We start from the raw sequence: 26376 nt of genomic DNA, 5'->3' as shown, positions 1-26376 counted from the left end.
CGATATGGGAATATGTGGAAAATTCTTAATTTTTCTAAAATAAAGTTATAATATTTATTAGATAAATTGAATATCTTTGAAAGGACTCTTAAAGTATGTCACATAAGTATAAATATGCTTTAGATAAAGAGGGAAATTACACAGTAATGTCAGATCCTAATGAAATGATTAGAATTCTTGATATTGATGGTAAATTAATTGATAAAAAATATAAACCTTCTTTGTCAAAAGAAAAATTAGTTGAAGCTTATAAATGAATGGTGCTTTCGCGTCAGCAAGACACTTACATGCTTCAATTACAAAGACAAGGAAGAATGCTAACTTTCGTTCCAAACTTAGGGGAAGAAGCACTCCAGGTAGCCACTGCTTTTGCTATGAATCCTAAAACAGACTGATTTTTACCAGCTTTTAGATCAAATGCAACTATGTTAGCTCTTGGTGTGCCTATGTTAAATCAAATGCTTTACTGAAATGGTAACGAATGAGGATGCAATATTCCTGAAGATGTAAAAGTATTACCAGTTAATATTGTTATTGCATCTCAAATTTCGCATGCAGCCGGAATGGCTTATGCAATGAAACAGAAAAAAACTGGTGGTGTAGCTGTTACTTTTGTTGGTAATGGTGGAACTACAGAAGGGGAATTTGCTGAAGGTGTTAATATTGCCGCCGTTCAAGAATGACCTGCAGTATTTTGTGTAAATAATAACCAATGAGCTATTTCGACTCCTAACCATTTTGAATCAGTATCAGCTACCATTGCGATGAAAGCAGCAGCTTTTGGATGTGCTGGAATTAGAGTAGATGGGAATGATTTTTTAGCAAGTTATGAAGCTATTTTAGATGCAATAACTTATTCAAGGGAAACAAATAAACCAATTATTGTTGAATTTGTTACATGACGTCAAGGACCTCATACTACATCAGATAACCCAAGAGTTTACCGTAGTGAACAAGAAGAAAAAGAGCATGAAAAATGAGAGCCAATGCATCGTTTTGAAAACTATCTTTTTAGCATTGGTGCTTTAGATGAAGCTCAAAAAGAACAAATTTGAGCTTCAAGTCTTGAGACAGTTAAAAAGACTTATGAAGAAAGTATGACCCAAATCAATACTAAACTTGATGATATTTTTGATTACACTTATGATAAATTACCTGAATATTTAATCGAACAAAAACAAGAAGCTATTAAGTTTTGAAGTGAAAAAGGAGCAAAATAATGGCTGAAAAATTATTAGTAAATAACATTGAAGCACTCACTCATGCTCTTGATTTAGCTATGGAAAAAGACGAAAATGTTGTTCTTTTTGGAGAAGATGCCGGATTTGAAGGAGGGGTTTTTAGAGCAACTCAAGGACTTCAGGCAAAATATGGCGTAGCTCGTGTTTTTGATACCCCAATTTCAGAGGCTGCAATTGCCGGAGTAGCAATTGGAGCATCACTTGCTGGTCTTAAACCTATTGGAGAGTTACAATTTCAAGGATTTTCATATCCAGCAATGCAACAAATTTTTACACATGCAGCTCGTTTAAGAAATCGTTCTCGTGGTCGTTTACATGTACCGATTGTTATTCGTATGCCTATGGGTGGAGGAATTAGAGCATTAGAGCACCACTCAGAAGCTCTTGAAGCCATTTATTCACATGTTCCTGGTACTAAAGTAGTTATGCCTGCTTTTCCATATGATACAAAAGGTCTTTTATTAGCTGCTTTAAATGATCCTGATCCTGTTATTTTCTTGGAACCTAAAAAAATCTATCGTGCTGGAAAACAAGAAATTCCAGCTGAATATTATGAGGTTGAAATCGGAAAGGCTAATGTTCTTGTTTCTGGAAATGACTTAACTTTGGTCACATATGGTGCGCAAGTACACGATTCACTTGCAGCAATGAGAAAACTTCAAGCATCAAATCCTGAAATTTCAATCGAACTTATTGACCTTAGAACCATTAAACCACTTGATCACGCTACCATTGTTGAATCGGTTAAAAAAACAGGAAGATTATTAGTTGTTCATGAAGCAGTTAGAAGTTTTTCTGTTTCATCTGAAATTATGGCTAGAGTTAACGAAAAAGCTTTTGAATATCTTAAAGCACCAATGGCTCGTTTAACTGGATACGATATTACTGTGCCACTTGCAAAAGGCGAAAACTTCCACGCAATTAATGATGAAAAAATCATTGATAAAGTTAAAGAAGTAATGTCGTTTAAATTTTAATTAGAAGGAGAAAAAATGCCAATTAAATCAACACCTATTGCAAGAGCTAAAGCTGCCAAACTTGGAATTGATTTAGAACAAGTTCAAGGCTCAGGAGATCACGGAAGAATTTTAGTGGCTGATGTTGAAGCATATTTAGCTCAGTCACAATCAAAAGCTAGTGCTCAAACAATTTCGCCAAAACCTACTTCAAGTGAATCGACAGCACCTGCAGCTGCGCCGGTAAAACAAATTACTTTTGGTGAACCGTATTCAACCCCAATTACCCCAATTAGAAAAGCCATTGCTAAAGCTTTAACTAATTCGTGAGATAATGTTGCTTATGTTAACTTAGTCCACAGAATTGACATGACTGCGCTTTGAAATTTAAGAAGTTCAATCAAAGATCTTGTACTGAAAAACGAAAATGTTAAACTTACTTTCTTACCATATATTCTTAAAGCTGTTTCTATTGCACTAAGAGAATTTCCAAAATTTACAGCTAAATTTAATGAAGCAAAAAATACTTTAGATTTTCCTGGAGTAATTAATTTAGGATTTGCAGTTGATACCGAAGCAGGACTTATGGTTCCTGTTATCAATGGAGCTGATCAACTTTCAATTTTAGATCTTGCCAAAGAAATTGCAAGACTTGCCAAAGCTGCAAGAGAAAAAACCATCAAGCCCAATGAAATGCGTGGTGCCGCCTTTACTGTAACTAATTATGGATCAGTAGGAAGTTTATGAGGAGTTCCTGTTATTAATTATCCTGAATTAGCAATTGCTGGAGTAGGTGCTATTGTGGATGAAGCGATGGTTAAAAATGGACAAGTTGTAGCAGGTAAAGCAATGTATATTACTATTGCTGCCGATCACCGTTGAATTGATGGTGCAGAAATTGGAAGATTTGCTTCACGGATTAAAGAATTATTAGAAAAACCCGAAGTATTAGGAGTGTACTAAGATGTATAAATTTAAATTCGCTGACATTGGTGAAGGACTTCACGAAGGTACAGTTGCAGAAATTTACGTAAAAGAAGGTCAAGATATTAAAGAAGGTGATAATTTATTTAGTGTTGAAACTGATAAAGTAACTTCTGATATCACTTCTCCAGTTAATGGAAAAATCAGTAAGATCATGATGAATACAGGCGATGTTATTCATGTTGGTCAAGAAATTTTTCTTATTGATGATGGATCAGGTGATAATGTAACAGAAACAGAAACGGAAACAGCGCCAAAAGCCGAAACCGGGGCATCGGTTGTTGGAGAAGCTGTTGTTAATAATGATCTTATTGATCTTTCTGGTTTTGCTAAAGCTTCAGCGGCTCCTACACAAGAATCAAAAGGACCAAATAATTCAGTTAAGCCTTATAATGGAAAAATTGATGAAGACTACGATGTTATTGTATTAGGTTCAGGTCCTGGTGGATACTTAGCTGCCGAAGAAGCCGGAAAAAGCGGGCTTAAAACAATGATTATTGAAAAATCATTTTGAGGAGGAGTTTGCTTAAATACCGGATGTATTCCAACTAAAGCTCTTTTAAAATCAACAGAAGTAGTTAAAACTATTACACATGCTGAAGAATATGGAATTACCTTCAAAAAAACAGCGGCAATTGATTATGATAAAACTTGACAGTCAATGCATGCTCGTAAAGAAGAAGTTGTTAAGAAAATCTCAAGTTCAGTAGAAATGCTTATGAAATCATCAAAAGCTAAAACTGTTTTTGGTGAGGGAAAAATTCTTGGAGATCGTGTAGTTGAAGTTAATGGAAAAGTATACCGTACTAAAAACCTTATTATTGCCACTGGTTCAACAGCTAATAAATTACTAAAGATTCCTGGATTTGAACAAGGATATCAAGATAAAAAAATTATCACTTCTAAAGAAGCTATTAATTGAAAAGACAAACGTCCTGAATCAGTAACTATTATTGGTGGGGGAGTAATAGGGCTTGAATTTGCAACCATTTTTGCTTCACTAGGAACTAAGGTTGTTATTGTACAAAATACCGAAAGGCTTCTTCCTGCTGCAGATAAGGATGTTTCAAAAGAACTAGCTAAAATGCTTGATAAATTAGGAGTAGAAGTACTTTTTGAAGCACAAACAGAAAAATTTGAAAATGACAAATTACATATTAATGTTAAAGGTGAACAAAGAATTCTTGAGCAAGAATTAATTCTTACTGCTACCGGAAGAACACCTAATACTCAAGGTTTAGCAGAAGCGGGAATTAAACTTGGTTCAAGAGGAGAAATTATTGTTGATGATCACCAAAGAACAAACATTGAAGGTGTTTATGCTATTGGTGATGTTGTTGGTCAAGCTATGTTAGCTCATGTTGCGTATGCACATGCGATGACTGCCATCTATAATATTTTAGGTGACAAAAATCAAGAAACATATAAACCTAAATCAGTTGCTGGATGTATTTACACTAATCCAGAAATCGCATTCCTTGGAATTACCGAAGAAGAAGCTCGTGCTCAAGGAAAAGATGTCCTTACTTCAAAATACTTATTTGAATACTTAGGAAAATCAATTGCTGCAGTTAATACCCAAGGATTTATTAAGCTTATTATTGATAAAGAATTTGGTGAAATTTTAGGAGCATGAATTGTTGGTGCTCATGCTACTGATTATATTTCAGAAATTGCTTTAGCAATGGAGCAAGAAATTACTGTTAATGAAATTGCTAAAACAATTCACCCTCACCCAACATATGGAGAAATTATTTGAGAAGCCGCTCGTTCAGCAAGTCTTAAACTTTCGCTTGCTAAACTTAGAGCAAAATAATCTTTTTCTTAGGTTAAACTTATTATAAATTAGAAAAAACGCAACTTTATTTTGCGTTTTTTTCTTCTTTTTTAGAGTTTTATTTTACGTTTATACAAGTGTACGCAAAGAGAATTTTTAATCATATGGAAAAGTATCCATATTTAAAAAATACCATCAATTTTTTTAAAAAAAGCATACTAAATAAGGTAAAATATTGGTGGATAGTGGGAGGAAGTGGTATGTATGGACAACACACACGAACTGTTGATGATAAAAACCGTGTGGTTTTGCCGCCTGTTTTTAAAGAATACCTAGGTAGAAGTTTTTTTATAACTATCGGACTTGATCAAAATTATGAGCTCCGTAGCCAGGAAAACTTTCTTGCTTATGTTCAACAGCTCCAAAGTAAATCTCAATTTAACCAAAAAGTGAGACATTTTACTCGAATTATTATGTCCAACGCTTTCGAAGCATCACTTGATAAGCAAGGAAGAATTTCACTTCCAAAGTTTATTATTGATAAGCTCGCTATCCAAAAAGAAGTTGTTTTTGTGGGAACCGGATCAATTATTGAACTTTGATCAAAAGAAAGTTTTGAGGCTTTTGAAAGTCAGTATACTGAAGGAGATCTTGCGAATTTAGCTGAAGAAATTTCAGAATTATAAAATTATGGATAAATTACATTATTCAGTTCTTTTAAAAGAAACAATTTCTGAATTAAAGATTCAACCTAATGGTATTTATGTTGATTTAACTCTGGGCATGGGTGGGCATTCAGAATCTATTTTAAAACATTTAACAACTGGAAAATTGTATGCTTTTGACAAGGATGATTTTGCTTTAGAGTATTCTAGCAATCGCCTAGCAAAAGTATCGCCTAATTTTGAGTTAATTAAAAGTGATTTCAAGGATATAAAATCAGAATTAAACAAAAGAGGAATTTTCCAAGTTGATGGAATCATAGCTGATTTAGGTGTTTCATCACCGCAAATTGATCAAACAGAGCGAGGTTTTAGTTATCTGAGAGATGCTAAACTAGACATGCGTATGGATCAACAGCAAAGTCTGAGTGCTTATGAAATTGTCAATAATTACAGTGAGGAAATGTTGGCGAAGATTTTATGAGATAATGCTGATGTAAAGCTTGCTCGGCAAGTTGCGAAAGCTCTTGTAAAAGCTCGTCCAATTAATACTACATTGGAGCTTGTTGATGTAATCAAAAGTGCATACCCTGCCAAATTATTGAAACAAAAGAATCCTTCCAAGGCTATTTTTCAAGCAATCCGGATTGAAGTTAATAACGAACTAGAGTCCCTTAAAAACATGCTTGTTGATGCTGTTGAACTTTTAAAACCTAAAAGTCAACTAGCTATTATCACGTTTCACTCTTTAGAAGATAAAATTGTGAAAAATTTCTTTAAAAACCTAATTGAGGATAAAAATCCAACGAAAATGCCTATTATCGTAACTAAAAATTACGTGGCTAAACAGTTTAAACCTTCAAAAGAAGAATTAGAACAAAATTCTCGTTCTAAAAGTGCAAAATTACGAGTGTTATACAAGCAATAATAATAGGAGAGGGAAATGAATTTGAGTGTTGCAAATGTTTATCTTGGCCTAAATAAGATACACTTTATTTTGGTTAAAGAAAATAATGGGGATTATTTTCTTGACAAACAGATAGGTGAGTTATTTTTTGATTATCAAAATAAAAACGAACTTCAAAAACATTTGTATAAAATCGCTCAAGTTTTAAACTCTCTTGAAAGCAAACCTAATTTAAATCTTATTTTAGATGATGATTTTTTCACAACTTTAAATTTTCATACTTATAATACATTTATTCAACATGGTGAAATTACTAATTTTGAAAACTTTAATATAAAACAACTCATCATCAACAATATTGAATATCAGACACAAAAAAATGATTTACATTTGTTAGGTGAAATCATTAACTATGAATTTATTTTGTCTTGAAAAGGAACTACTAAAACTTATTATCAATTTCCTTACTCACGGAAATTTGAGAAGCTTAAAGCAAGAAGTTCTTATTTTACAATTGCAAATACAGATCCTAATTATGAACTTTTGAGTTGATTCCTTGCTTTACCTAACAACAAAGTTCATATTATTTTAAAAAGTCAAATCTATGCTGCTTTAATGACAGAAAGCAACTTGAATCTTTCAGTAGATATTAATGGCAATTACTTTACTTTAAGTTTAGTTAAAAATGGTGCTATTTTAAAATATGAAAAATTAATAGTGGGTACTAATAATTTAATTTCAGATGTAGCAACTATTTTAAATAAATCTCAAAATTTGGTATTGCCACAAATTAATTATGTGCTGAATTTTGCTAACCCCAAGATGCTTTCTGATTTGAATCTTAAATTAGTCGCAAATGAGGTTGATACTTTCTTAAAAATGTTAACCTTAACAATTAGTGATTTTGTTAATCAAAATACTATAGATTCTAAAAGGTTAAATAGTGTTTCTTTTAGTGGTGAATTAGAATCACTTAATAATCGTTTACAGAGTTTATCTTATTTTGAAAAACTAGGATTTACTAAAGTTGGTGTTCGCACTAATAAAAAAAGTATTTACCAAATTCAAAACACCATTTCAGGAGCTATATTTTTTGTTAATTCTTTTATTAACAATCAACAAAATCCAACCAATACAATTTCAAGTCATTTCGACTTACCACAGAAAAAGCAAAAATTCTTCTTTAAAGAATTATTTGCCTTTAAAAAACTCATTTAATAATTTTAAGAAGGAGAAGATTATGTTTGATCATTTAAAAGACCAACAACATCAACAAATTAAAGAATTGAACAATCAAGAGAAAGAAAAAATCCATGATGAAAATATCGCCGAAATTGTTTTAAAAGTTGTCGGTATTGGTGGTGCCGGAAACAATGCGATTCAAATGATGGATAAAACTAACTTTCAACATGTTGAATTCATGGTCGCAAACACCGATGCACAAGCATTAGCAGTTAATGATTGTGAAACACAAATTGCTTTAGGAAAAGGTAACCGTGGACTTGGTGCTGGATCTGATCCTGATCGTGGTGCTCAATTAGCTAGCGAAAGTGCCGAAGAAATCAAAGAAAAACTTAAAGGTGCTGATGTGGTGATCATCGCTGCAGGTCTTGGAGGTGGAACCGGAACTGGAGCTGCTCCTGTATTTGCTGAAATTGCTAAAAGCTTAGGTGCCTTAACTATTGCAATTCTTACGACGCCATTTATGTACGAAGGCCCAAAACGTCGTAGATACGCCAGAGAGGGAATCAAGAACATTGCAAAACATGTCGATTCATACATTGTCCTTTCAAATGATAAGTTAGTTGAAAACTTCCAAGACATTCCAGTTGAAGATACTTTTCAACTTTCAAATTTAACCCTTAAAAATATTATCCTTGCTTTACATGATATTTTATATAGAGTTGGAAAAATTAATATCGACTTTGAGGATGTAAGAAAAGTCTTAAGTAATGCTGGACTTACAATGGTCGGAATTGGTTCTGCAACCGGAAAAGATCGTGCTACCAAGGCTGTTGATCGAGCTTTTGAACAAGATCTTTACGATCAAAGAATTAAAAAAGCATCCAAAATTATTGTCAATATTCAATATGATAATAAAACACCATTAAAAGAAATCAACACAGCAACCGAACGTGTTTATCAATTATTTGGTGCTTCTTATGATGATGACGATGAAGATTTCGAGGTTATTGTAGGACAAGAACCTGTTGAAATTTCAAAAGATGAAGCAGAAATTTTTAGAGTTTCTGTTATTGCAACCGGAACTAACGATCCTAAAGTAAGAACTTTAGTTCTTGATAAATCAAATGACAAAGAATTTGATGAGGAAGTTAATCAAACTAAGGTAGAAGAGAAAGTTGAAGAAGAATCTTTGCTATCTAATGACTTTCACGAAAGTGAAAGTCCCAACTTCATTGAAGAAGTTGTTGAAGAACCAAAGAAAAAAATTATTGAACCAATTTACACTTATAATGAATATCAGCAACAAGAACCAGAATCTGTTGTAGATTTTGAAGAACATGATTCACAAATTGTCTCTCAAGAAATCGTAGATGATCACTATGAAAATTCAAAAGAGACTCAAAAAGAATATGTTCTTAATTACCAAAGTTTAGAAACTCAAAAAGAACCAGAGAAGGAATACATCGAAGAACCATCAGATGAAATTCCTTCTAAATATGAAAATTACGAAAGCATTTTCTCAAAAAGTAATACTAATGAATATCAAAGCATTAGTCAAACTTCAGAGGGAACTACTAAAGAATTTAATAACATGTTTAGTTTTTCTAAAGATAAAGGTGAAAATACCCAAGAAGTGGGTAGAAAAAGTTTTTGAAGTAGAATTACTGGAAAATAAATTTTTAAAACACCAATTGATGTCTTAGAAAATAAGGATTTAAAAATCTTTTTAGTTAATTTACCAAGAAAACATAATTAAGCTACAATGACGGTTGTAGCTTAATTACATAAAATGAAAAGCTCCTAAAAAGGAGCTTTTTCTTATGCAAATTTAATTGGAAAAATATTTTCTGTTTTTGAATCGTTACTTTTTGTTAATTCTTGGTATTGTTCTTTAGTTAAACCAATAAAGTAACTTAAGGTAATATTGTCTAAATTTAGTCCTTTTTTACTAAGGATAACATACTCTTTTTGGAATTGATCTGGATTTACTAATTGCAATTCTTCTGCTAAAGCATAGCTTTTATTTTTTAAAAGAATTTGAGGTGTTAAAGTTAAGGTTTCTTTTTCAACAGCAGGAATAAAATTACTTTGAATAATTGAAAAGCTTGTAATTTGGCTTAACGTTGCTGCTTCATTAGCATGAGCAGGATCGCTTAGGTAATTATTTAAATACTCATTAAATTGCTGATTTTCTTGAATTCCATTGAAATTTAAGAAATTTTGAATATCTTGTAATGAAAGGCTAAATTTAATAATATAGTCACCTTTTAATGTATCAAGTTGTTTTGAAAGTTTCTTTTGGTATAGATCGCTTTCAAAGTCATCCTCTAATGTTGGTAATGTTCCGTTTTGTTCTTTTTTATATACTGTAAGCGGAATTTCTTTGGAAACTTCTTGGTTTTGGCTAATTAATCTTGATTTTAGAAAATGATCAACTTTTAAGTCATTATCATATGAATAACGTGAAAAGAATTGGTTGTGATCTTGTTTAATAAAACCTTGAACAAAATCTTTATACTTAAATCAATCAAAAGGTAAATGATCAAGTTCTTCTTTTGGAATTTCATTTTGAAAATCTACTAAGTTAAAGTAAGAATTAGAATCGGTTTCTCAATATACAAATGAATTTTGGTGCTCTATTTGACGACCTTCAAAGATTATGGAGTTAATTTGTTCTTTTCACTGATTTGTAAAGTTCTTAGTCTCTTCAATTACTTTTCCAAGATCTTCATTAACTTGAATTTCTTTTAAGAATGAATCATTGTTGCTTAGATTTTTTTTGTTATCTTGCATAGCTTGATCAATTTTAGTTTTAATTTCTTGGAATTTCTTGATAATATCTTGGGATTTATTTTTTGAATCTTCAATGAATTTTCTTTGCTGATCGTTTAATTTGTCTTTATAGAACTGTTGTTGAAGTTCAATTGCAGATTGAAGTAATTCAACTCGATAAATTCAAACAAAAAGATAAATATCAAATTGACCACGGAAATAATCATTATAAAGATTTTGATATTCTTGAGTGTGAACTAAACCTTCTTCTGAGTGTTGAGTAAGTGATTCAACTCACATTTCAGCACTTTTAGTTAATTGGTTTGTCCCATTAAGAAAATCAATAATTTGTCCGCTTTGTAAATATCAATTAATTTGAGAATCCATCTTATCTTTAAGTTCATTTGCTTTTTCTATTTTTTCTAAGCCTTCATTAATAATAGTTAAAACTTGGTTTTTGGCTTGTTTGATTTGACCTAGAATATCATTAATTTGACTTTGGAAGTGTTCTTTATTATTATCATTGACTTTATTACCAAAAGCAAAAGCATCTTTAAAGAACTTATTAATTTGCTCGTTGTATAAATTTAGTTCTTTGGCAATTTCTGAATTAGCAACGATATTGTTAGTGTCCTCATCGTTTTTATTTTTATCCGAATTATCTGTTTTATTAGCTTCAGTGGTATTATTGGTTGTATTAGCGCAAGAAATAATGGCCATTGGTGAAGCAAGAGTGATTATAGGAAAAATGGTTTTCCATAATTTTGTAAAGTTAGGTTTTGATTTCATAAGCTTATTTTAGCAAAATTAAGGTATAATATAAAATATTATTATTTTTTATATTTTTTGATAAAATACATACATTTTTGGAGGTTTATATGCTAAAAAATTATGATCACAAATTAGTTGAAGCTGGTATTGAAATCAAATGAAGAACAAAGGGATATTTTTCAAATCATGACCCTAAAAAGCAACCATTTTCAATCCTTATGCCTCCTCCAAATGTAACCGGAAAATTGCACCTTGGACATGCTATTGATATGTATATTCAAGACACAATTATTCGTTATAAAAAACTTAAAGGCTTTGATGTAATGTGACTTCCTGGGATGGACCACGCAGGAATTGCAACTCAAAGTAAAGTGGAAGATGTTTTATATAAAACTACTGGACAAACAAGACATGATTTAGGCCGTGAAGCTTTTGTTAATAAGATTTGAGAGTGAAAAGATGAATATGCTTCCATTTTTAAAGAACAATGAGCTAAAATTGGTCTTGCGTTAGATTATTCAAAAGAACGTTTTACTTTAGATGCTAAAGCAAACCAAGCTGTTAATGATGTTTTTATTGACTTATATAATAAAGGCTTTATTTACCGTGGAGCAAGAGCAATTAGTTGAGATGTTAAATTGCAAACAGCTATTTCAAATATTGAAGTAATTAATGAACCCACTTTACAAAAAATGTATTATATTAAGTACTTTTTAGAAAATTCAAATGATTATTTAACGATCGCTACTGTAAGAACCGAAACTTTATTAAGCGACGTTGCGGTAGTTTTTAATCCTAATGATGAGCGTTTTAAACATTTAGAAGGATCATATGTAATTCACCCACTAACTGGTGAAAGATTACCTATTATTGGACATGAGTATGTTGATCCTGAATTTGGAACAGGATTAATGAAGCTTTCAGCGCATGCAGAGGCCGATATTAATATTATTCAAGAACTGGGAATGGAGATTCGTGAGACTATTGATAAAAATGGACTCATTAATGCGCCAAAAAGCCAATTTGACAAATTAGAACGTTTTGATGCAAGAGTTAAAATTGCTCAATATTTACTTGAAAATAACTTTATTGAAAAAGTTGAAGAAGTTGTATCTAATGTTGGAGTTAGTGATCGTTCAAAAACTCCTGTTGAAATTTTGGTTTTACCACAATGGTTTGTTAAAATGAAACATTTTGCTAAATTAATTTTAGAAGATATCAAGTCTGACAAAGGTGTTAAATTTTATCCAAAACGTTTTGAAGAAACCATGATTAAATGAATGGAAAACATTCATGATTGAAATATTTCGCGTCAATTATGATGAGGACATCAAATTCCTGCCTGATATGATGCTAATGGAAATATTAAAGTGCAACAACAAAGTCCAGGTAAAGGGTGAGTACAAGATCCTGATGTACTTGATACTTGATTCTCGTCAGGAATTGCTCCTTTTAGCTTCTTAGGATGACCTGAAAAAACCAATGATTTAAGTCGTTATTATCCATTCTCGTTATTAGTTACTGGGTATGATATTATCTTCTTTTGGGTAGCTAGAATGTATTTCTTTGGTAAAGAATTTATGGATCAAAAACCTTTTGAAAGAGTGCTTTTACATGGGTTGATTCGTGATGAACAAGGTCGCAAAATGTCTAAATCTCTTAATAATGGAGTTGATCCAATGGATATGGTTGAACAATACGGTTCAGATTCATTAAGATGATTCTTAATCACTAACACTTCACCAGGAATGGATATTAAATTCTCAACTGAGAAAGTTCAGTCTGCTTGAAGAATTAACAATAAGCTATGAAATATTGCCCTCTTTATTAATTCGATTCAAGGAGAATCAGCGCAAACAAGCGATGCTGACTTGTGAATTGAAAATCAATTAGCTAAATTACAAGCAACTATTGATAAAGCGATGGAATCTTATGAATTTGCAATTATTGGTTCTGAAATTCAAAGATTTTTATTTACTGATTTAAGTGGTTGATATATTGAAATGATTAAAAATAATCCTTCAAAAAGTCATGCACTTAAAATCTTACAAAAAGTGCTTTTAGTTTTACATCCATTCTTGCCATTTATTACTGATAAGATTCACTCAGAATTATTCAATAGTGAGTTATTGGAACAAAAAATGGAAATTCAAACTCATGAAAATGTTGCTTATATTGATCAAGTAATCCAAATTGTAACTGAATTGCGTAAATATCGTGAAATTAACGAAATTTCAAAGAAAGAGATCTTAAATTATTGTTTAGAGCAACCAATTAGTGATTTAATGATTAAGATTATCAATACAATGGCTTTTGCTAACTATTTGGACAATAAAGATTTTTTAATTGCCCTTAATAATAACAATCTTTATATTCAAGTAGATCAAGCATTAAAAGAAAAAAATAAAGCTCTTTTATTGGAAAAAATCGAATTTACTAAAACTGAAATTAAACGTGCTCAAGGAATTTTAGCTAATGAAAAATTTGTATCTAAAGCACCAAAGGAAAAAGTTCAATCCGAAAGAGACAAACTTACTAAATACCAAGAAGAATTAGAAAAATATCAGAAGGAGTTAACATGCAAATACTAAGTGGAAAAGAATTAGCAAAAAGAGAACTGGATAAACTAAAACAAGAGCTTGCTGATTTAAACTTAATTCGTAAACCAAGATTGGCCATTATTCAAGTTGGAGATAATCCAGCTTCAAATAAGTATGTTGCTCAAAAACTTAAAAAATGTGAGTACGTAGGAATTGAAGGAAAACTTTTTAAATACCCAGAAAACATTAGTCAAGATCGTTTATTAAAGAAAATGGATGATATTAATGAATGAGCTGATGGTGTTATTATTCAATTGCCACTTCCTAAACACATCCCAGCACAGGTTATTTTAGATGCAGTTCCTTATGAAAAAGATGTTGATGGTTTATCAACGCGTAATGAATTTAATTTATATAACGATGCAGGAAAACACTTTGTACCAGCAACAGCAAGAGCTGTTTTGGAATTAATGGAAGAATATAACATTGATGTTCAAGGGAAAAAAGTTTGTGTTGTAGGAAGAAGCCATTTAGTAGGAAAACCACTTGCACACATTATTAAGCGGCGTGATGCTGGAATGGCTACTTTTGACGAAAATACCGGAATTAAAGGTATTGAAAGTGGTGATATTTTAATTGTAGCCATTGGAGTAGCTAAATATATTAAAGCCGAAAATGTTAAAGAAGGTGCCATTGTTATTGATGTAGGAACTAATTTAGATGATAAAGTAACCGATGAAATTTGTGGTGATGTAGATTTTGAAAGTGTTAAAGATAAAGTATCAGCAATTACCCCTGTTCCAGGTGGTGTAGGTCCAATGACTGTTGTTTGTTTATTAAAAAACTTAATTGATACTTTAAAATAAAAATAGGAGAAAATTATGAGAAAAATTGCTATATTAACTTCTGGTGGAGATGCACCAGGGATGAATACCGCTGTGGCAGCAATTACTAAAGCTGCTAAAAGATATGATTTAGAGCCTTATGTTGTTTTAGAAGGATACAAAGGTCTTTATCATGATCAAATTATTAAAGCTGATTCATTAGAGCTTGAAACTCTTTCCTCACAAGGAGGAACAGTTATTTATTCAGCTCGTTTCCCAGAATTTAAGAACCCAGAAATTCGTGAAGTTGCGATTCAAAACCTTAAGAATCGTAATATCGATTCCCTTGTTGTTATTGGGGGAGATGGTAGCTATATGGGAGCTCAAAAACTTCATGAATCAGGTGTAAAGACTATTGGATTGCCAGGTACTATTGATAATGATATTGCTTCAAGTGATTTTACTATTGGATATGATACAGCTTTAAATACTGTGGTAGAAGCTATTGATAGAATCAGAGATACCGCAAGAAGTCACCAAAGAATTATGATCGTTGAAGTAATGGGAAATATGTGCGGTGATTTAGCACTTTATGGTGGTTTAGCTGCTGGCGCTGAAATTATTGCAACAAGTGATTACAAACCAAGTATTGATGAAATTGCTCAAAAAGCACTTGAATTAACTAAACAGCCAGGTCGTAGAAGCATCATTATTGTAGTATCTGAAAAATGCTACGATATTGTTCAAATGCAAAAACAAGTTGAGGCAACTACCGGATGAACAACCCGTTCAAACCCTTTAAATCACATTCAACGTGGAGGAAGACCTACAGCTCAAGAGAGAATTTGAGCATCATTAATGGGGATTAAAGCAGTAGAATATATTGTTGAAGGTAAAAGTGGTTTAGCTATTGGTGTACTTAATAATGATATTGTTGGAACACCTATTTTAGAAGCTTTAAGTATGATAAATAAAGGTAAAGAAAAAGCCCAAGAAAGAGCTATTAAGTTCAATAAAATTAATCAAAGTAGATAAAAAACCTAAGTTGAACTTAGGTTTTTCTTTCTTTATTTATTTTTTAAGAATAAAATACTTGGATTATTAAGTTTTATTTATTTGTATTACTTAAGTTGTCTTTATTATTCTTTGTTCTTTTCTTATATACAAAATGTAATATAACCGCCAAAGTAAAGAATGGCAAAGCAATTATAATAGATCAAATTCAAGAAGGAATTTCATCTGATGGTTCTTCGTTTTTTTTGTTTTTTTGATCAGTTATTACTTTTTCATTTAACCCATAAAACTCTGATATTTTATTAATATAATCTATTTTTTCTTTATCATTTAAATTAGAGTTTTGGATATTTTTAACTTCTGAATCTAACAAAATAACTGGAATTTGATTTCTTTTTCTTGAGCTCTCTACTTCTTGAATATATTTATTTTGCTCTTCTTGAGTTAAGTTTTGTAAGTTATTAATTTTTGCCTTAGCTAAAATTTTGTGTATTAATCCTTCTTGGTTTGGATTTTGAATTCAAGTTTGGTAAATTTGGTTTTTATAACTATCTTTTTGATTGTTTGTTAATTTTTTTAATGAATCTAATAAAGAATTAGCGTATAACAATATAGGATTAAAATAAGGATTTCAAGAAACAATTTCTGATTTTAATGCATTTAAATAATTTTCTTTGTTGTCAAATTTAGGAATATTTTGAATATTGCTATAAAAAGCAATGTTTTTTGCTTTATATGAATCATTTAAATTATCAATAATTTGGTAATATGTGTTTTTATCTTCTCTTGGAATTAAATTGTTATTTAAAATACTTAATTTACTTCATAAAATATTTAATTGGACATAATTTGTAATTTTATTTAATCAAATATTTAATTGTTCAATTTTGTTTTGATTTAAAATAAAATAATCATTTAAAGCAAGATCTTTTATGATGCTTTTATAAACTTTGATAATGTTTTGGTTTAATTGGAAAGGATTTTGGGATTCATTTAAAATTTTATTAATTTCATCTTTCTTATCTTGGTTTATAAAATTAGCATATTTTAATCAACCTTGGTATTTACCATTAGCAACAGTTTCTTTTAGAGCCTTAAATATATTTTGATCAATTTTCCTTAGCGGTAAAGGATTAGATTTATCATCAATAAAAAGTGATTCCGGATTACTAATTTGCACATATCAATTATCTATTTGGAATTGGTGCCAAAATTTAAAAGAGTTATATGCTCAATTACTTTGTTCCAATAAGATATCTAATGATTCATTAGCATTTTTTTGTTCCTTTAAGATGGCAAAAGGAGCATTATCAATTAAATTACTAATTAAATGCTTTTGAATTTGTTTGGGTGATTTTAATTTTGTTGCTTGTCAATCTATCTTGATTTCTGGTCTTAACTTACTAGCATTTTCTAAATAAGCGTTAGTAATTATTTTTTTTCATGAATTAACATTTGTTGTTTGATTTAATTTTTCTAGATAATTATTGGCTTGTTCTTGGGTCAGATTGATTAATTTTTTATTAATTTGTTCTTCTAAATTACTTTTAAATATTTTCTTAAAATTTTCAAATATTTTATTTTCAATTACTTGTTTTTGCTGTTTTGATAAAGTGTCATATTTTAATTCATATTCAATTATTAAATCCAAGTTTTTTCGATCTAGTTCTTCTGATAAATATTCAGTTAAATAATTAGTTGATAAGTAGAGCAAATTCCTTAAAATAACATTAGCCAATTCAGGGAAATAATGTGCTTTATACATATTGTTATTATTATATTGTTCTATTGCTCTAGACAATTGATTGTAATATTGACTTGATTTTAAATCAGGAAATTCATTTGATAAGAAAGTAAGGATTCTTTCTTTTTGTTCTTCAGTAATTGTGCTGTCTTGATTTCCTGTTTTCATTACATAATCATTTAATGTCTTTTCAAAATTTTCAATGCTTGATTTTAAATTGTATTTTTTAATTACTTCTTCTAATTGCTTTTCGTTACTAGAGTTTTTAATGTCCTGTATATATTCTTGCTTGTCTAAAAATTTATCTTTAGCTAATAATAAAATATGATATTTTAAAGCCTCAAAGTATGAACTAGTTGATAAAAAGGATTTTACTTCTGCCTCTTTTTCTAGATTTGAATTATATTTAGTTTTAGTAGTTAATACAATATCATTATAAATTTTTGAAGCTGTTTCTATAGCTTTAGAAATTTCTAACATGAGGTCTTTGGAAGGTAGATTCTTATATTTAAGCAAGAAATCAAAAGGATCATAACTTTCGGATAAATAAATTGATGCTTGTTCCATTTTTAATTTAAATTCTTCTAAATTAGGAACAAGGTTTTCTTGTTTTTTCTTGATAAAATCATTATATTGTTTGCTTTTAAAATATTCCTTTAAGCTTTTTCTTATTGACTCTTGTTGTTTAAAATTTTGTTCAATTTTTTTAAGACCTTCAACATTATTGTTTTGAAGAATTTCTTTTCAATAATTAGATAAATTTGATGATTCTTTAGTTTGGTTTTTTAGATTTTGAATTTGATTTTTAAAATATTCTTTTTGTTTTGATGATAAATATTGTGATTGGTTAATTTGCTCATTTAAATCAATTTGTTTAGTTGAAGATTGTGCAGAAACAAAAACAATTGAACCTGCCAAAGCAGAGGGGAAGGTAATTAAATTTGTAATAAACTTTCTTGATCTCATAATATTCCTTTCTTTTTTAAAATGTTCTTTTCAAGCTATTAATTTAATTTAAGTTAACCCAATAATTAGTGTTATTACAAATCCAATAAAGTATCACAAAAAGCTTAATCAATAACATCAGTCCGTAATAATTCTTTTTTCGTTTAAAAAAGGGTTTTTCTTTTCTTCTAATAAAGATAAATAAATTTTCTTTTCTTCCTCGTTGAGCTTTTGGAATGTTTTTTTCTTGCGATACATGTTACGTAACTGGTCTGTTTTTCTTTTTCTTCGGATAAATCTTCGTAAAAATAGTGTAGCAATAATCATCAAAGCCGTCATTAAGAAACTTAATGCTAGCCCATTAATTAAGGCATTTTGAGAGTTTCATGCATTTGAAAAATAAAAAAGCAATAGAAAAACACAAAAAACAAGTAAATAAATCAGTGTTAACAAATAAAACCGAAATGTTTTAACCTCTTTTTTAAGAGTGTATCAAAGATACTGGAATAATTCAGTAAACATTAATTAGCCTCCTTTGATTTTAATACATATTGATTAGGGCTAACTTGAATATATTCATTAGAAGAATTTTTCATTAAATTATCAATTTGTTCAAAATTTTTATTTGTAGATTTAGGGTTAATTAAAATGCGCGAATACGGATGCATTGGATTATCGAAAATATCTTTTGTATTGCCTCTTTCGACAACTTTACCTTTATACATAATTACAAGTTTTGTACTTAAATACTTAACCATGTTTAAGTCATGAGCTATAAAAATCACAGATATTTCTTTTTTGGTGCATAAATCATTGATTAAGTTAATAATTTGGGCTTGAATTGATAAATCCAAAGATGAAATGGGTTCATCGGCAATGATGATTTTAGGTTCTACTATAAGAGCTCTAGCAATAGCTATTCTTTGTTTTTGACCACCACTAAAATCAGAAACTAAACGAAAAGCAAAATCACCTTCTAAACCAACATCTTCAAGAATTTTAAAAACTTTTTCCTCAATTATGTATTCTTTTAAAGCTTGTTTTTTCTTTCACAAAACTATTGCATTAGTTTCTGAGTGAATTGTTTTTAAATTTTTAAGTCAAAAATCATATTTGGAGATTCCGATAAATACTAATTTTTTCTCGATTTTTTTAATTAGTTCAATAGTTTTGTTTTTGAGTTCTAAAAATTCAAGTTTCTCGGCTTTTTTTAATTTAAATCTCCATAATTTAGGTTGTTTTTTAGTGGCGCTTTTATAAATATTTTCCAACTTTGTCGTTTTTAAATATCTTGAAATATTATTATATTTTTGGGTTGCATATTTTAAAGTATTAATTTCATCTAAAAAAAGATATATTTTTCCTAATTTATAGTTAAATTGTGTGTAAAAGTCTAAATAATTTTGGTAACTATTAATCTTGTAGCTGAGGTTTAAAAAGTCTTGATCAAAATTTTGAATAACGAATTGATTAAATTTACTAACTTTATCATTGTATAGTTCAAAACTAAAATTTTCATGCTCCAAAAGAATTTGTTCAATTTCTTTTGTATATTTTTTATGCACTAAAATAGGTTCTTTAAGGATGTTAAAAACAGTTTCATTTTGATTCAAAGAGCTATTAGGATCTTGAAAAACTACTTGTAAATTACGTCTTAGTTGTTTAATTTTTTCTTTATCTAAATTATTTTGTTTGTAGCTTATTCCATCTAGAATGAATTCACCTTCAAAATTGTTATACAAGAGTGATAAAATTTTGCCAATAGTTGTTTTTCCTGAACCTGATTCACCAATTAATCCAAGAATTTCGCTTTTATTAACTTCAAAAGATACATCGAAAATTCCTGATTGATTCTTTTGATTTTTTGTAAAAACCTTGCTTAAATTATTTACCTTTAATAACACAATGCTCCCTATATAATAAACTATTTTATTTTATTATATATTTTTTAATATATAAATTAACTTTATATCTATAATTTATAATATGCCTGAATACCCAGAAGTAACAGTTGTTCGTAAAACTCTTCAAAATGAAGTTAATGGACGAACAATTATTGATATCAAAATTTGAGATAATAAATTCGTAAAAAATGCAAGTGCAAATGAATTTATCAATTATTTAAAAGGAGAAAAAATTCTTGATGTTTCTAATACTGGAAAATTTTTAGTTTTTCAGTTTAGTAATCAAAAAAGAGTCATTTCGCATCTAAGAATGGAAGGAAAATATTACATTCGTGATGCTGAAATTTTAGATAAATATCATTTTAAACATGACTACTTATATTTTTATTTAGATAACAATAAAGTTTTATGTTACAACGATACTCGTAAATTTGGTAGCTTTGAAATATGAGACCAAAGCCAACAAAACCAAAGCATTTATCAATTAAAAAATCTAGCGCAACTTCCCAAAGACGTTGATATAGAGGCACTTTATGCAAAGTTACAAAAATCAAATAAGTCAATTAAAACCATTCTTTTAGACCAATCGCTTGTTTTAGGGATTGGTAATATCTATGCTGATGAGTCTTTATATGCTACTTGTGTCTATCCGATGACCAAAGCAAAAGATATTTCTAAAGAAAAATTACAAGAAATTTTAAATGCCGCTCAAGAGATTATGGATCGTAGCATTAAATTAGGCGGATCTTCTGTTCATACTTACAAAGCAGTTAATGGAATTGACGGAAAATTCCAAAATGAACTCAAGGTTTATGGACAAGTTAAAAATGTCTGTCTTAGATGTAAAAAAAGCGAAATTGTAAAAGTCAAACTTGATTATAAACCAAATGGAAGAGGTACTAGTTTCTGTCCGGTGTGTCAGAAAAATCCCTATGAAAACTAAACTTTATATAATAGTGGATATGCTTAAAGGATTTGCCGACTTTGGGCCTCTTGCTTCTTCAAATGTCAAAGCAATTGCAAATAATATTGCAAATTCTTTAGAGGATGTTAATCCAAATAACATTCTTTTTGTATGTGATGCACACCAAGAAGATGATCTTGAAATGAATAATTGACCAATGCATTGTCAATTAGGGAGTGAAGAATCAGAAGTTGTTGATGAATTGAAAAGTTTTGTTCTTGATGATCAGATCAATGTTCGTTATAAAAATACAACAAATGCTTTTTGAGATATTGAAAGTTCTCTTTGAGATAAATATGATAGTTTCGAATTAATGGGTTGTTGCACTGATATTTGTGTGTTACAACTAGCATTAAGTATGCGTACTTACTTTAATAAAATCAAAATGGATAAACCCATTATTATTGATTCTAAGTTTGTAGCAACTTATGATTCCCCTACTCATAGTGCAGCAGAATTTCAAGAAAAAGCATTAGAAATTCTTAAACTTGCCGGAGTGATTGTTAAATAGTGCATAAACAAATAGATTTACACGGCTTAATTTGGGAAGAAGCTCAAACTAAAATTCTCTTTTTAATTAGAGAACTTAAAAATGACCAAATTAATTCGTTTTTATTAATCACCGGTAATGGAACAGCGACATTACGTGAATTGGCTTGTGATATTCTTGAACAAAATGACATTACTTATCATTTGCAAAATAATAATGGTGCTATTTACTGCTATTTATCTATCAACAACAAAGCAGTTCCTAATTACAAATATGACGAACTTGTTTATGAAAAGGAAAACAATATCTTCTTAGATCAAGGGATCACAAATGAGGAAATTGATGATCTTTTCTCTATTTTTAAAAATAAAGTATAATAAAAATCTATGAAAAATATTTTTAAGAATGCTTTTAAAGACGCCAGAGGACACCTAAAAAAAGGTAACATCTTTATGTTGGCTGTTGCCTTCATTTTAGGAACTGTATTTGGTGCCTTAGTTAGTTCGTTTGCTAATGATATTTTAATGGGATTTATTAAGCATGTTGCAAATATCCCTGATAACAATGAATGAGTTGTTTCAGGTATGAATATTGGAAAATTCTTAGGAGCTTTAATTTATTTTGTAGTAGTTACTGCTTTTGTTTTCCTATTCTTATTTATTTACTTTTTAATAATTAGATACATCGCTTACCGTAAAGAACTTAAAAATCCAACTCCTGTTAAAGAACCAGAAGCACCAAAACCAACTACTGAAGAATTAATTTTAGCTGAACTTAAACAATTAAACGAAAAGTTAAGTCAAAAATAATTTTAAAAAGTTCAATAAGACCCTAAGAGATAACTTTTGGGTCTTTTTTTAACTTCAAGACCAAAATAAAATAAAAAAGTTTATAATATAAAATAAATATTTATTTATTTTAAGGAGCAACATGCTAAAAGTCATTTCTCATCCTCTAATTGAAATAAAACTTACAAAAATGCGTTCAAAAGACACAAGTCACTTAGAGTTTCGTAAAAACTTAAATGAAATAACTTCATTAATGGTTTATGAAATAATGCGCAATTACCAAACCAAAGACAAAAGAATTACCACTCCATTAAATCAGGAATTTATTGGTAAAACTTTTGATAAAGATGTAGTAGTGGTGTCAATTTTAAGAGCTGGTCTTGGTATGGTGGATGGAATCTTAGAATTAATTCCGCAAGCAAGAGTTGGACACATTGGGATTTATCGAAATGAAGAAACTTTACAGCCGGTGGAATATTTCTACAAAATTCCGCATGTTGATAAAGATTCCAAAATTATTGTTGTTGATCCAATGCTAGCAACAGGAAATTCAGCTGCTGAAGCTATAAAGCGACTTAGAGAAGATGGGTTTAAAGATATTGAATTAGTATGTTTGGTAGGGGTTCAAGTAGGAGTAGATACAATTGAAAAACAATTTGGCCAAGAATTTCAAATTTATCTAGCTTCTCTTGATGAAAAACTTAATAACCAAGGATACATTGAGCCAGGTCTAGGTGATGCTGGAGATAGGATTTTTGGAACTAAATAAATGAAATACTTTTTTGAAAAAAGTCCTGATTATAGTTCAATTAGTAAAATAGCTATTGCTGGAGTAATTTTATCTTTTGCTATTATTATTAGCTATTTATCAAGATTTATTCCTAATTTATTTGGGTTTTTAGGTCTTAATTTTAGTTTAATTCCAATTTTATTTGGCTTTTATGTTGTTGGTTGAGGATATGGATGAACTATTTTAATTGCTAATTTTATCATTACACCACTTTTAATAAGTGGAGGAGGATTAGCTATTGATTATTTAGGGAGATTTACTATTTTAGTAGTTCAATCTGCCTTTATAGTTACGCAAATTTATAGTTTTAAGTTTCTTTACCAAAAACAAAAAAACAAAAATGGTTTTGTTCTTGCGTATAATTGTTATTTAGCTAGCGGAGTTTCACATCCAAGAATAAATTTGCAAATACAAAGACATCACTATAATTATCTTTGAATCAATATAGTATCTTATTTTGTCTCAACTATGTTAGCTATGGTCGCTGCTATTGGTGCTATTTTTTTAGTTAATACCTTTTTTGTGAATTTAATTTATTTAAAATTATTTTGAAACATTAAGCCAAATTTATCAACTATGCTTCAAAATTATCAAAAAACTTTACGTCCACTCTTTTTAGGTATTTCAAATTATTTCCTGGGATCCTTTGTTATTTATGCTTCGTTTAATTTAATTAATTTAGCACTTAATTCTGTTATTTTAACTTTAATTTGAATTTTGGATTGAAAAACCAAAATTATTACTAACTACAAAAAGAAATACAATCATTATTATTAGGAGTCACTATGAAAAGAGATTATGAATTTAATATTATTGATGCTAAGTGACAAAATTATTGACTTGATCATAAAATGTATGAACCACAAGAAGATTTCACTTTACCTAAGAAATATATTTTAAGTATGTTTCCATATCCAAGTGGCAAAATTCATATGGGCCATGTGCGTAATTATTCAATTGGTGATGCTATTGCTCGTTATTATCGTCGTAAAGGTTATAATGTTTTCCATCCATTTGGGTGAGATGCATTTGGCTTACCAGCTGAAAATGCAGCTATTAAAAATAAGGTTCATCCAAAAAAATGAACATATGAAAACATTCATTCTATGAATCAAGAAATTAAAAAACTTGGTATTTCAGTTGCTTGAGATCATGAATTAATTACTGCTGATGAAAATTACACTAAATGAGAACAATTTATCTTTATCAAACTTTGAGAAAAAGGTCTTATTTACAAACAAAAATCTTCACTTAATTTCTGCGAAACTGATAATACTGTTTTAGCTAATGAACAAGTGCTTGATGGAAAATGTTGAAGATGTGATAATAACATTATTCAAAAAGAAATGGATACTTATTATTTAAGAATCACTGCCTATGCTGATGAGTTAATTGAAGATTTAAAAACTCTTGAAGGACATTGACCGCAACAAGTTCTTACTATGCAAAAAAACTGAATTGGAAGAAGCGAAGAATACAAGGTAACTTTTGATGTTACTAATTTAAAAAATAATGAAACCTTTCAATTAGATGTTTTTGAAGCAAGCAAAGACAATATTTTTAATGCTGACTTTCTTGCTTTAAGCAATAAGCACGAAATTGTTAAAGCTTTAAAAGAACAAAATTACTTTAATGATATTCAACTTCTTTTAATTGAAAAAATTTCTCAAAACTTTGCTAATAAAGTTTTTGGAGAAAAAATTGCTCTTAAATTACCATTAGTAGCCAAAAATCCATATACCGGTGCAAGCTTACCAATTTATATAGCTGATTTTGCAAGTATTCATGCTCATAAAGATGCTATGTTAGGAACGCATTTAAATAAAACCCACAAAGCCTTTATGGATACAAATAAAATTCCAAGTATTGAGCAAACTTCAAGTAACCATGATATTAAAATTCCTAAAGAAATTAAGTATAAACTTCGTGACTGAGGAATTTCTCGTCAAAGATACTGAGGGACACCAATTCCGCTTGTACATTGCTTAAAATGTGGCACTGTCCCTGAGGATTTAAATAAATTACCAGTTGCTTTACCGGCTAATGTTGAATTCACAGGACAAGGGAATCCTCTTGATTTTGCTCAAGAATGAAAAGAAACTACATGTCCTAAATGTGAAGGTCCAGTAACTAGAGAAACTGATACTCTTGATACATTTTTTGAATCAAGTTGATACTTTTTAAGATACTCAACTCCAAAAGATCTTCGTGAAGATCACTTGTTTGATTCTCAAAGAGTTCAATATTGAAATCAAGTTGATGAATATATTGGTGGAATTGAACATGCAATTTTACACTTACTTTATGCTCGTTTCTTTACCAAGGCACTTGCAGATTTAGGGTTTATTAATTTTAGAGAACCATTTAAAAACCTTCTTACTCAAGGAATGGTCCTCAAAGATGGTGCTAAAATGTCTAAATCAAAAGGTAATACTGTTGAACCATCAGAAATGATTGCCAAATATGGTGCCGACACAACAAGATTATTTATTCTTTTTGCTGCTCCACCAGCAAAAGAACTTGAGTGAAGTGATGCCGGAATTAATGGATCATTTAAGTTTGTGAAACGTCTTTGAGAACGTTCTTATGAAATTGATTCAAGCTTAGATTTTAAAAACATTGATCATTCAAGCTTAAATCAAGACGAAAAACAAGCAAGATACAAATTGTATTTAGGATTAAAGAAAGAAAAAGAAATTTTTGAAGATAAAGAAAGTGAATATTCATTTAATACTTTAATTTCGTGAACTATGGAAACTTTAAATGCTTATGATAAAGTTAGTGATCCTAAATTAATTACTGAAATGTTTTATGTTGTCTTACACATTTTAGAACCATTTATTCCACATATTGCATGAGAATTATCAAAAGAACATTTTAATTTAGAAAATTTAACTGATTTTACAATTGATGATGCTGCACTTGAGGTTTCAACAGTAACTTATGCAATTACAATTAACGGTAAAGTACGCGCGGAAATAACCGTTAACAAAAATACCCAAAAAGAACAAGTTATTTTATTAGCTAAAGAAAGCACGCAAAAATGACTTGAAGGAAAAACAATTATTAAAGAAATTTTTGTTCCACAAAAATTAGTTAATTTAGTAATTAAATAAAG

At 29.6% G+C, this 26376-nt stretch carries 21 protein-coding genes; 18 read left to right on the top strand and 3 right to left on the bottom strand.

Translation table 4 applies throughout. The features are described from left to right. The first annotated feature begins 95 nt into the window (after positions 1-95). The 8 genes from pdhA (at position 96) to ftsZ (ending at position 9387) form a co-directional block, all read left to right on the top strand. Positions 96-1220 carry a pyruvate dehydrogenase (acetyl-transferring) E1 component subunit alpha gene (gene pdhA, locus Q349_RS02515; protein ID WP_036464770.1) on the top strand — a complete coding sequence of 375 codons (1125 nt, stop codon included), beginning with the start codon at positions 96-98 and terminating at the stop codon, positions 1218-1220. Then, positions 1220-2218 carry an alpha-ketoacid dehydrogenase subunit beta gene (locus tag Q349_RS02510; RefSeq protein ID WP_036464760.1) on the top strand — a complete coding sequence of 333 codons (999 nt, stop codon included), beginning with the start codon at positions 1220-1222 and terminating at the stop codon, positions 2216-2218. Before pdhA ends, Q349_RS02510 begins: the two co-directional genes overlap by 1 nt. 15 nt (positions 2219-2233) lie before the next feature. Next, positions 2234-3160 (top strand): 2-oxo acid dehydrogenase subunit E2, encoded by a 927-nt coding sequence (locus tag Q349_RS02505; protein ID WP_036464757.1) that lies wholly within the window; start codon positions 2234-2236, stop codon positions 3158-3160. Between the two features lies 1 nt (position 3161). Continuing rightward, positions 3162-4997 carry a dihydrolipoyl dehydrogenase gene (gene lpdA / locus Q349_RS02500; protein WP_036464755.1) on the top strand — a complete coding sequence of 612 codons (1836 nt, stop codon included), beginning with the start codon at positions 3162-3164 and terminating at the stop codon, positions 4995-4997. Positions 4998-5218: 221 nt separating this feature from the next. Beyond that, positions 5219-5644, top strand: a complete 426-nt coding sequence (locus Q349_RS02495; RefSeq protein WP_036464753.1) for a division/cell wall cluster transcriptional repressor MraZ — start codon at positions 5219-5221, stop codon at positions 5642-5644. 4 nt (positions 5645-5648) lie between these two features. Then, positions 5649-6548: a 16S rRNA (cytosine(1402)-N(4))-methyltransferase RsmH gene (gene rsmH / locus Q349_RS02490; protein ID WP_036464751.1), complete on the top strand. Its 900-nt coding sequence runs from the start codon at positions 5649-5651 to the stop codon at positions 6546-6548. A 15-nt stretch (positions 6549-6563) separates the two neighbouring features. After that, positions 6564-7745, top strand: coding sequence for an MAG3720 family protein (locus tag Q349_RS02485; protein WP_036464748.1), 1182 nt, complete (start codon positions 6564-6566; stop codon positions 7743-7745). Between the two features lie 22 nt (positions 7746-7767). After that, a complete protein-coding gene (gene ftsZ / locus Q349_RS03305; RefSeq protein WP_051616772.1) occupies positions 7768-9387 on the top strand; it encodes a cell division protein FtsZ in 1620 nt (539 codons plus the stop codon). 143 nt (positions 9388-9530) lie between these two features. Here ftsZ and Q349_RS02475 read toward each other — a convergent pair whose 3' ends face one another. After that, positions 9531-11273: a hypothetical protein gene (locus Q349_RS02475; RefSeq protein WP_036464744.1), complete on the bottom strand. Its 1743-nt coding sequence runs from the start codon at positions 11271-11273 to the stop codon at positions 9531-9533. A gap of 89 nt (positions 11274-11362) precedes the next feature. Between Q349_RS02475 and Q349_RS02470 the strand changes: the two genes are divergently transcribed. From Q349_RS02470 to pfkA, 3 genes are read left to right on the top strand one after another with little or no spacing between them, the layout of a single operon-like run. Beyond that, positions 11363-13846, top strand: coding sequence for a valine--tRNA ligase (locus Q349_RS02470; protein WP_036464741.1), 2484 nt, complete (start codon positions 11363-11365; stop codon positions 13844-13846). After that, positions 13834-14661, top strand: a complete 828-nt coding sequence (locus Q349_RS02465; RefSeq protein ID WP_036464736.1) for a bifunctional 5,10-methylenetetrahydrofolate dehydrogenase/5,10-methenyltetrahydrofolate cyclohydrolase — start codon at positions 13834-13836, stop codon at positions 14659-14661. Before Q349_RS02470 ends, Q349_RS02465 begins: the two co-directional genes overlap by 13 nt. Before the next feature lie 15 nt (positions 14662-14676). Further along, positions 14677-15654 (top strand): 6-phosphofructokinase, encoded by a 978-nt coding sequence (gene pfkA / locus Q349_RS02460; RefSeq protein ID WP_036464735.1) that lies wholly within the window; start codon positions 14677-14679, stop codon positions 15652-15654. 73 nt (positions 15655-15727) lie between these two features. On the opposite strand, the gene Q349_RS02455 is transcribed toward pfkA, so the two are convergent. Further along, entirely contained in the window at positions 15728-18343 is a 2616-nt protein-coding gene (locus tag Q349_RS02455) for a GA module-containing protein (RefSeq protein WP_036464733.1), read from the bottom strand. Positions 18344-18843: 500 nt separating this feature from the next. Then, entirely contained in the window at positions 18844-20226 is a 1383-nt protein-coding gene (locus Q349_RS02445; protein ID WP_036464729.1) for an ATP-binding cassette domain-containing protein, read from the bottom strand. A gap of 82 nt (positions 20227-20308) precedes the next feature. On the opposite strand from Q349_RS02445, the gene mutM reads away from it, so the two are divergent. From mutM to Q349_RS02410, 7 genes are all read left to right on the top strand, one after another. Further along, on the top strand, positions 20309-21169 hold the full coding sequence (gene mutM / locus Q349_RS02440) for a DNA-formamidopyrimidine glycosylase (protein ID WP_036464727.1): 861 nt from the start codon (positions 20309-20311) through the stop codon (positions 21167-21169). Then, positions 21159-21701, top strand: a complete 543-nt coding sequence (locus Q349_RS02435; RefSeq protein WP_036464725.1) for a cysteine hydrolase family protein — start codon at positions 21159-21161, stop codon at positions 21699-21701. The genes mutM and Q349_RS02435 overlap by 11 nt, the downstream gene beginning before the upstream one ends. Further along, positions 21701-22057, top strand: a complete 357-nt coding sequence (locus Q349_RS02430) for a Smr/MutS family protein (protein WP_036464723.1) — start codon at positions 21701-21703, stop codon at positions 22055-22057. Before Q349_RS02435 ends, Q349_RS02430 begins: the two co-directional genes overlap by 1 nt. Positions 22058-22066: 9 nt before the next feature. Next, a complete protein-coding gene (locus Q349_RS02425) occupies positions 22067-22489 on the top strand; it encodes a large conductance mechanosensitive channel protein MscL (RefSeq protein ID WP_084270845.1) in 423 nt (140 codons plus the stop codon). 121 nt (positions 22490-22610) lie between these two features. Next, positions 22611-23237, top strand: coding sequence for a uracil phosphoribosyltransferase (gene upp, locus Q349_RS02420; protein ID WP_036464721.1), 627 nt, complete (start codon positions 22611-22613; stop codon positions 23235-23237). Then, positions 23238-24035: an MPN527 family putative ECF transporter permease subunit gene (locus tag Q349_RS02415; protein ID WP_036464719.1), complete on the top strand. Its 798-nt coding sequence runs from the start codon at positions 23238-23240 to the stop codon at positions 24033-24035. 8 nt (positions 24036-24043) lie between these two features. After that, complete coding sequence (locus Q349_RS02410; RefSeq protein WP_036464717.1) at positions 24044-26374, top strand: class I tRNA ligase family protein; 2331 nt, start codon at positions 24044-24046, stop codon at positions 26372-26374. Positions 26375-26376 lie beyond the last annotated feature (2 nt).

It is taken from the genome of Mycoplasmopsis sturni DSM 22021 (assembly GCF_000701485.1).
Classification (GTDB): Bacteria; Bacillota_I; Bacilli_A; order Mycoplasmatales; family Metamycoplasmataceae; genus Mycoplasmopsis; species Mycoplasmopsis sturni.
The sequence above is the reverse complement of the archived record's forward strand: the minus strand, read 5'-3'. Positions and strand labels throughout refer to the sequence as shown.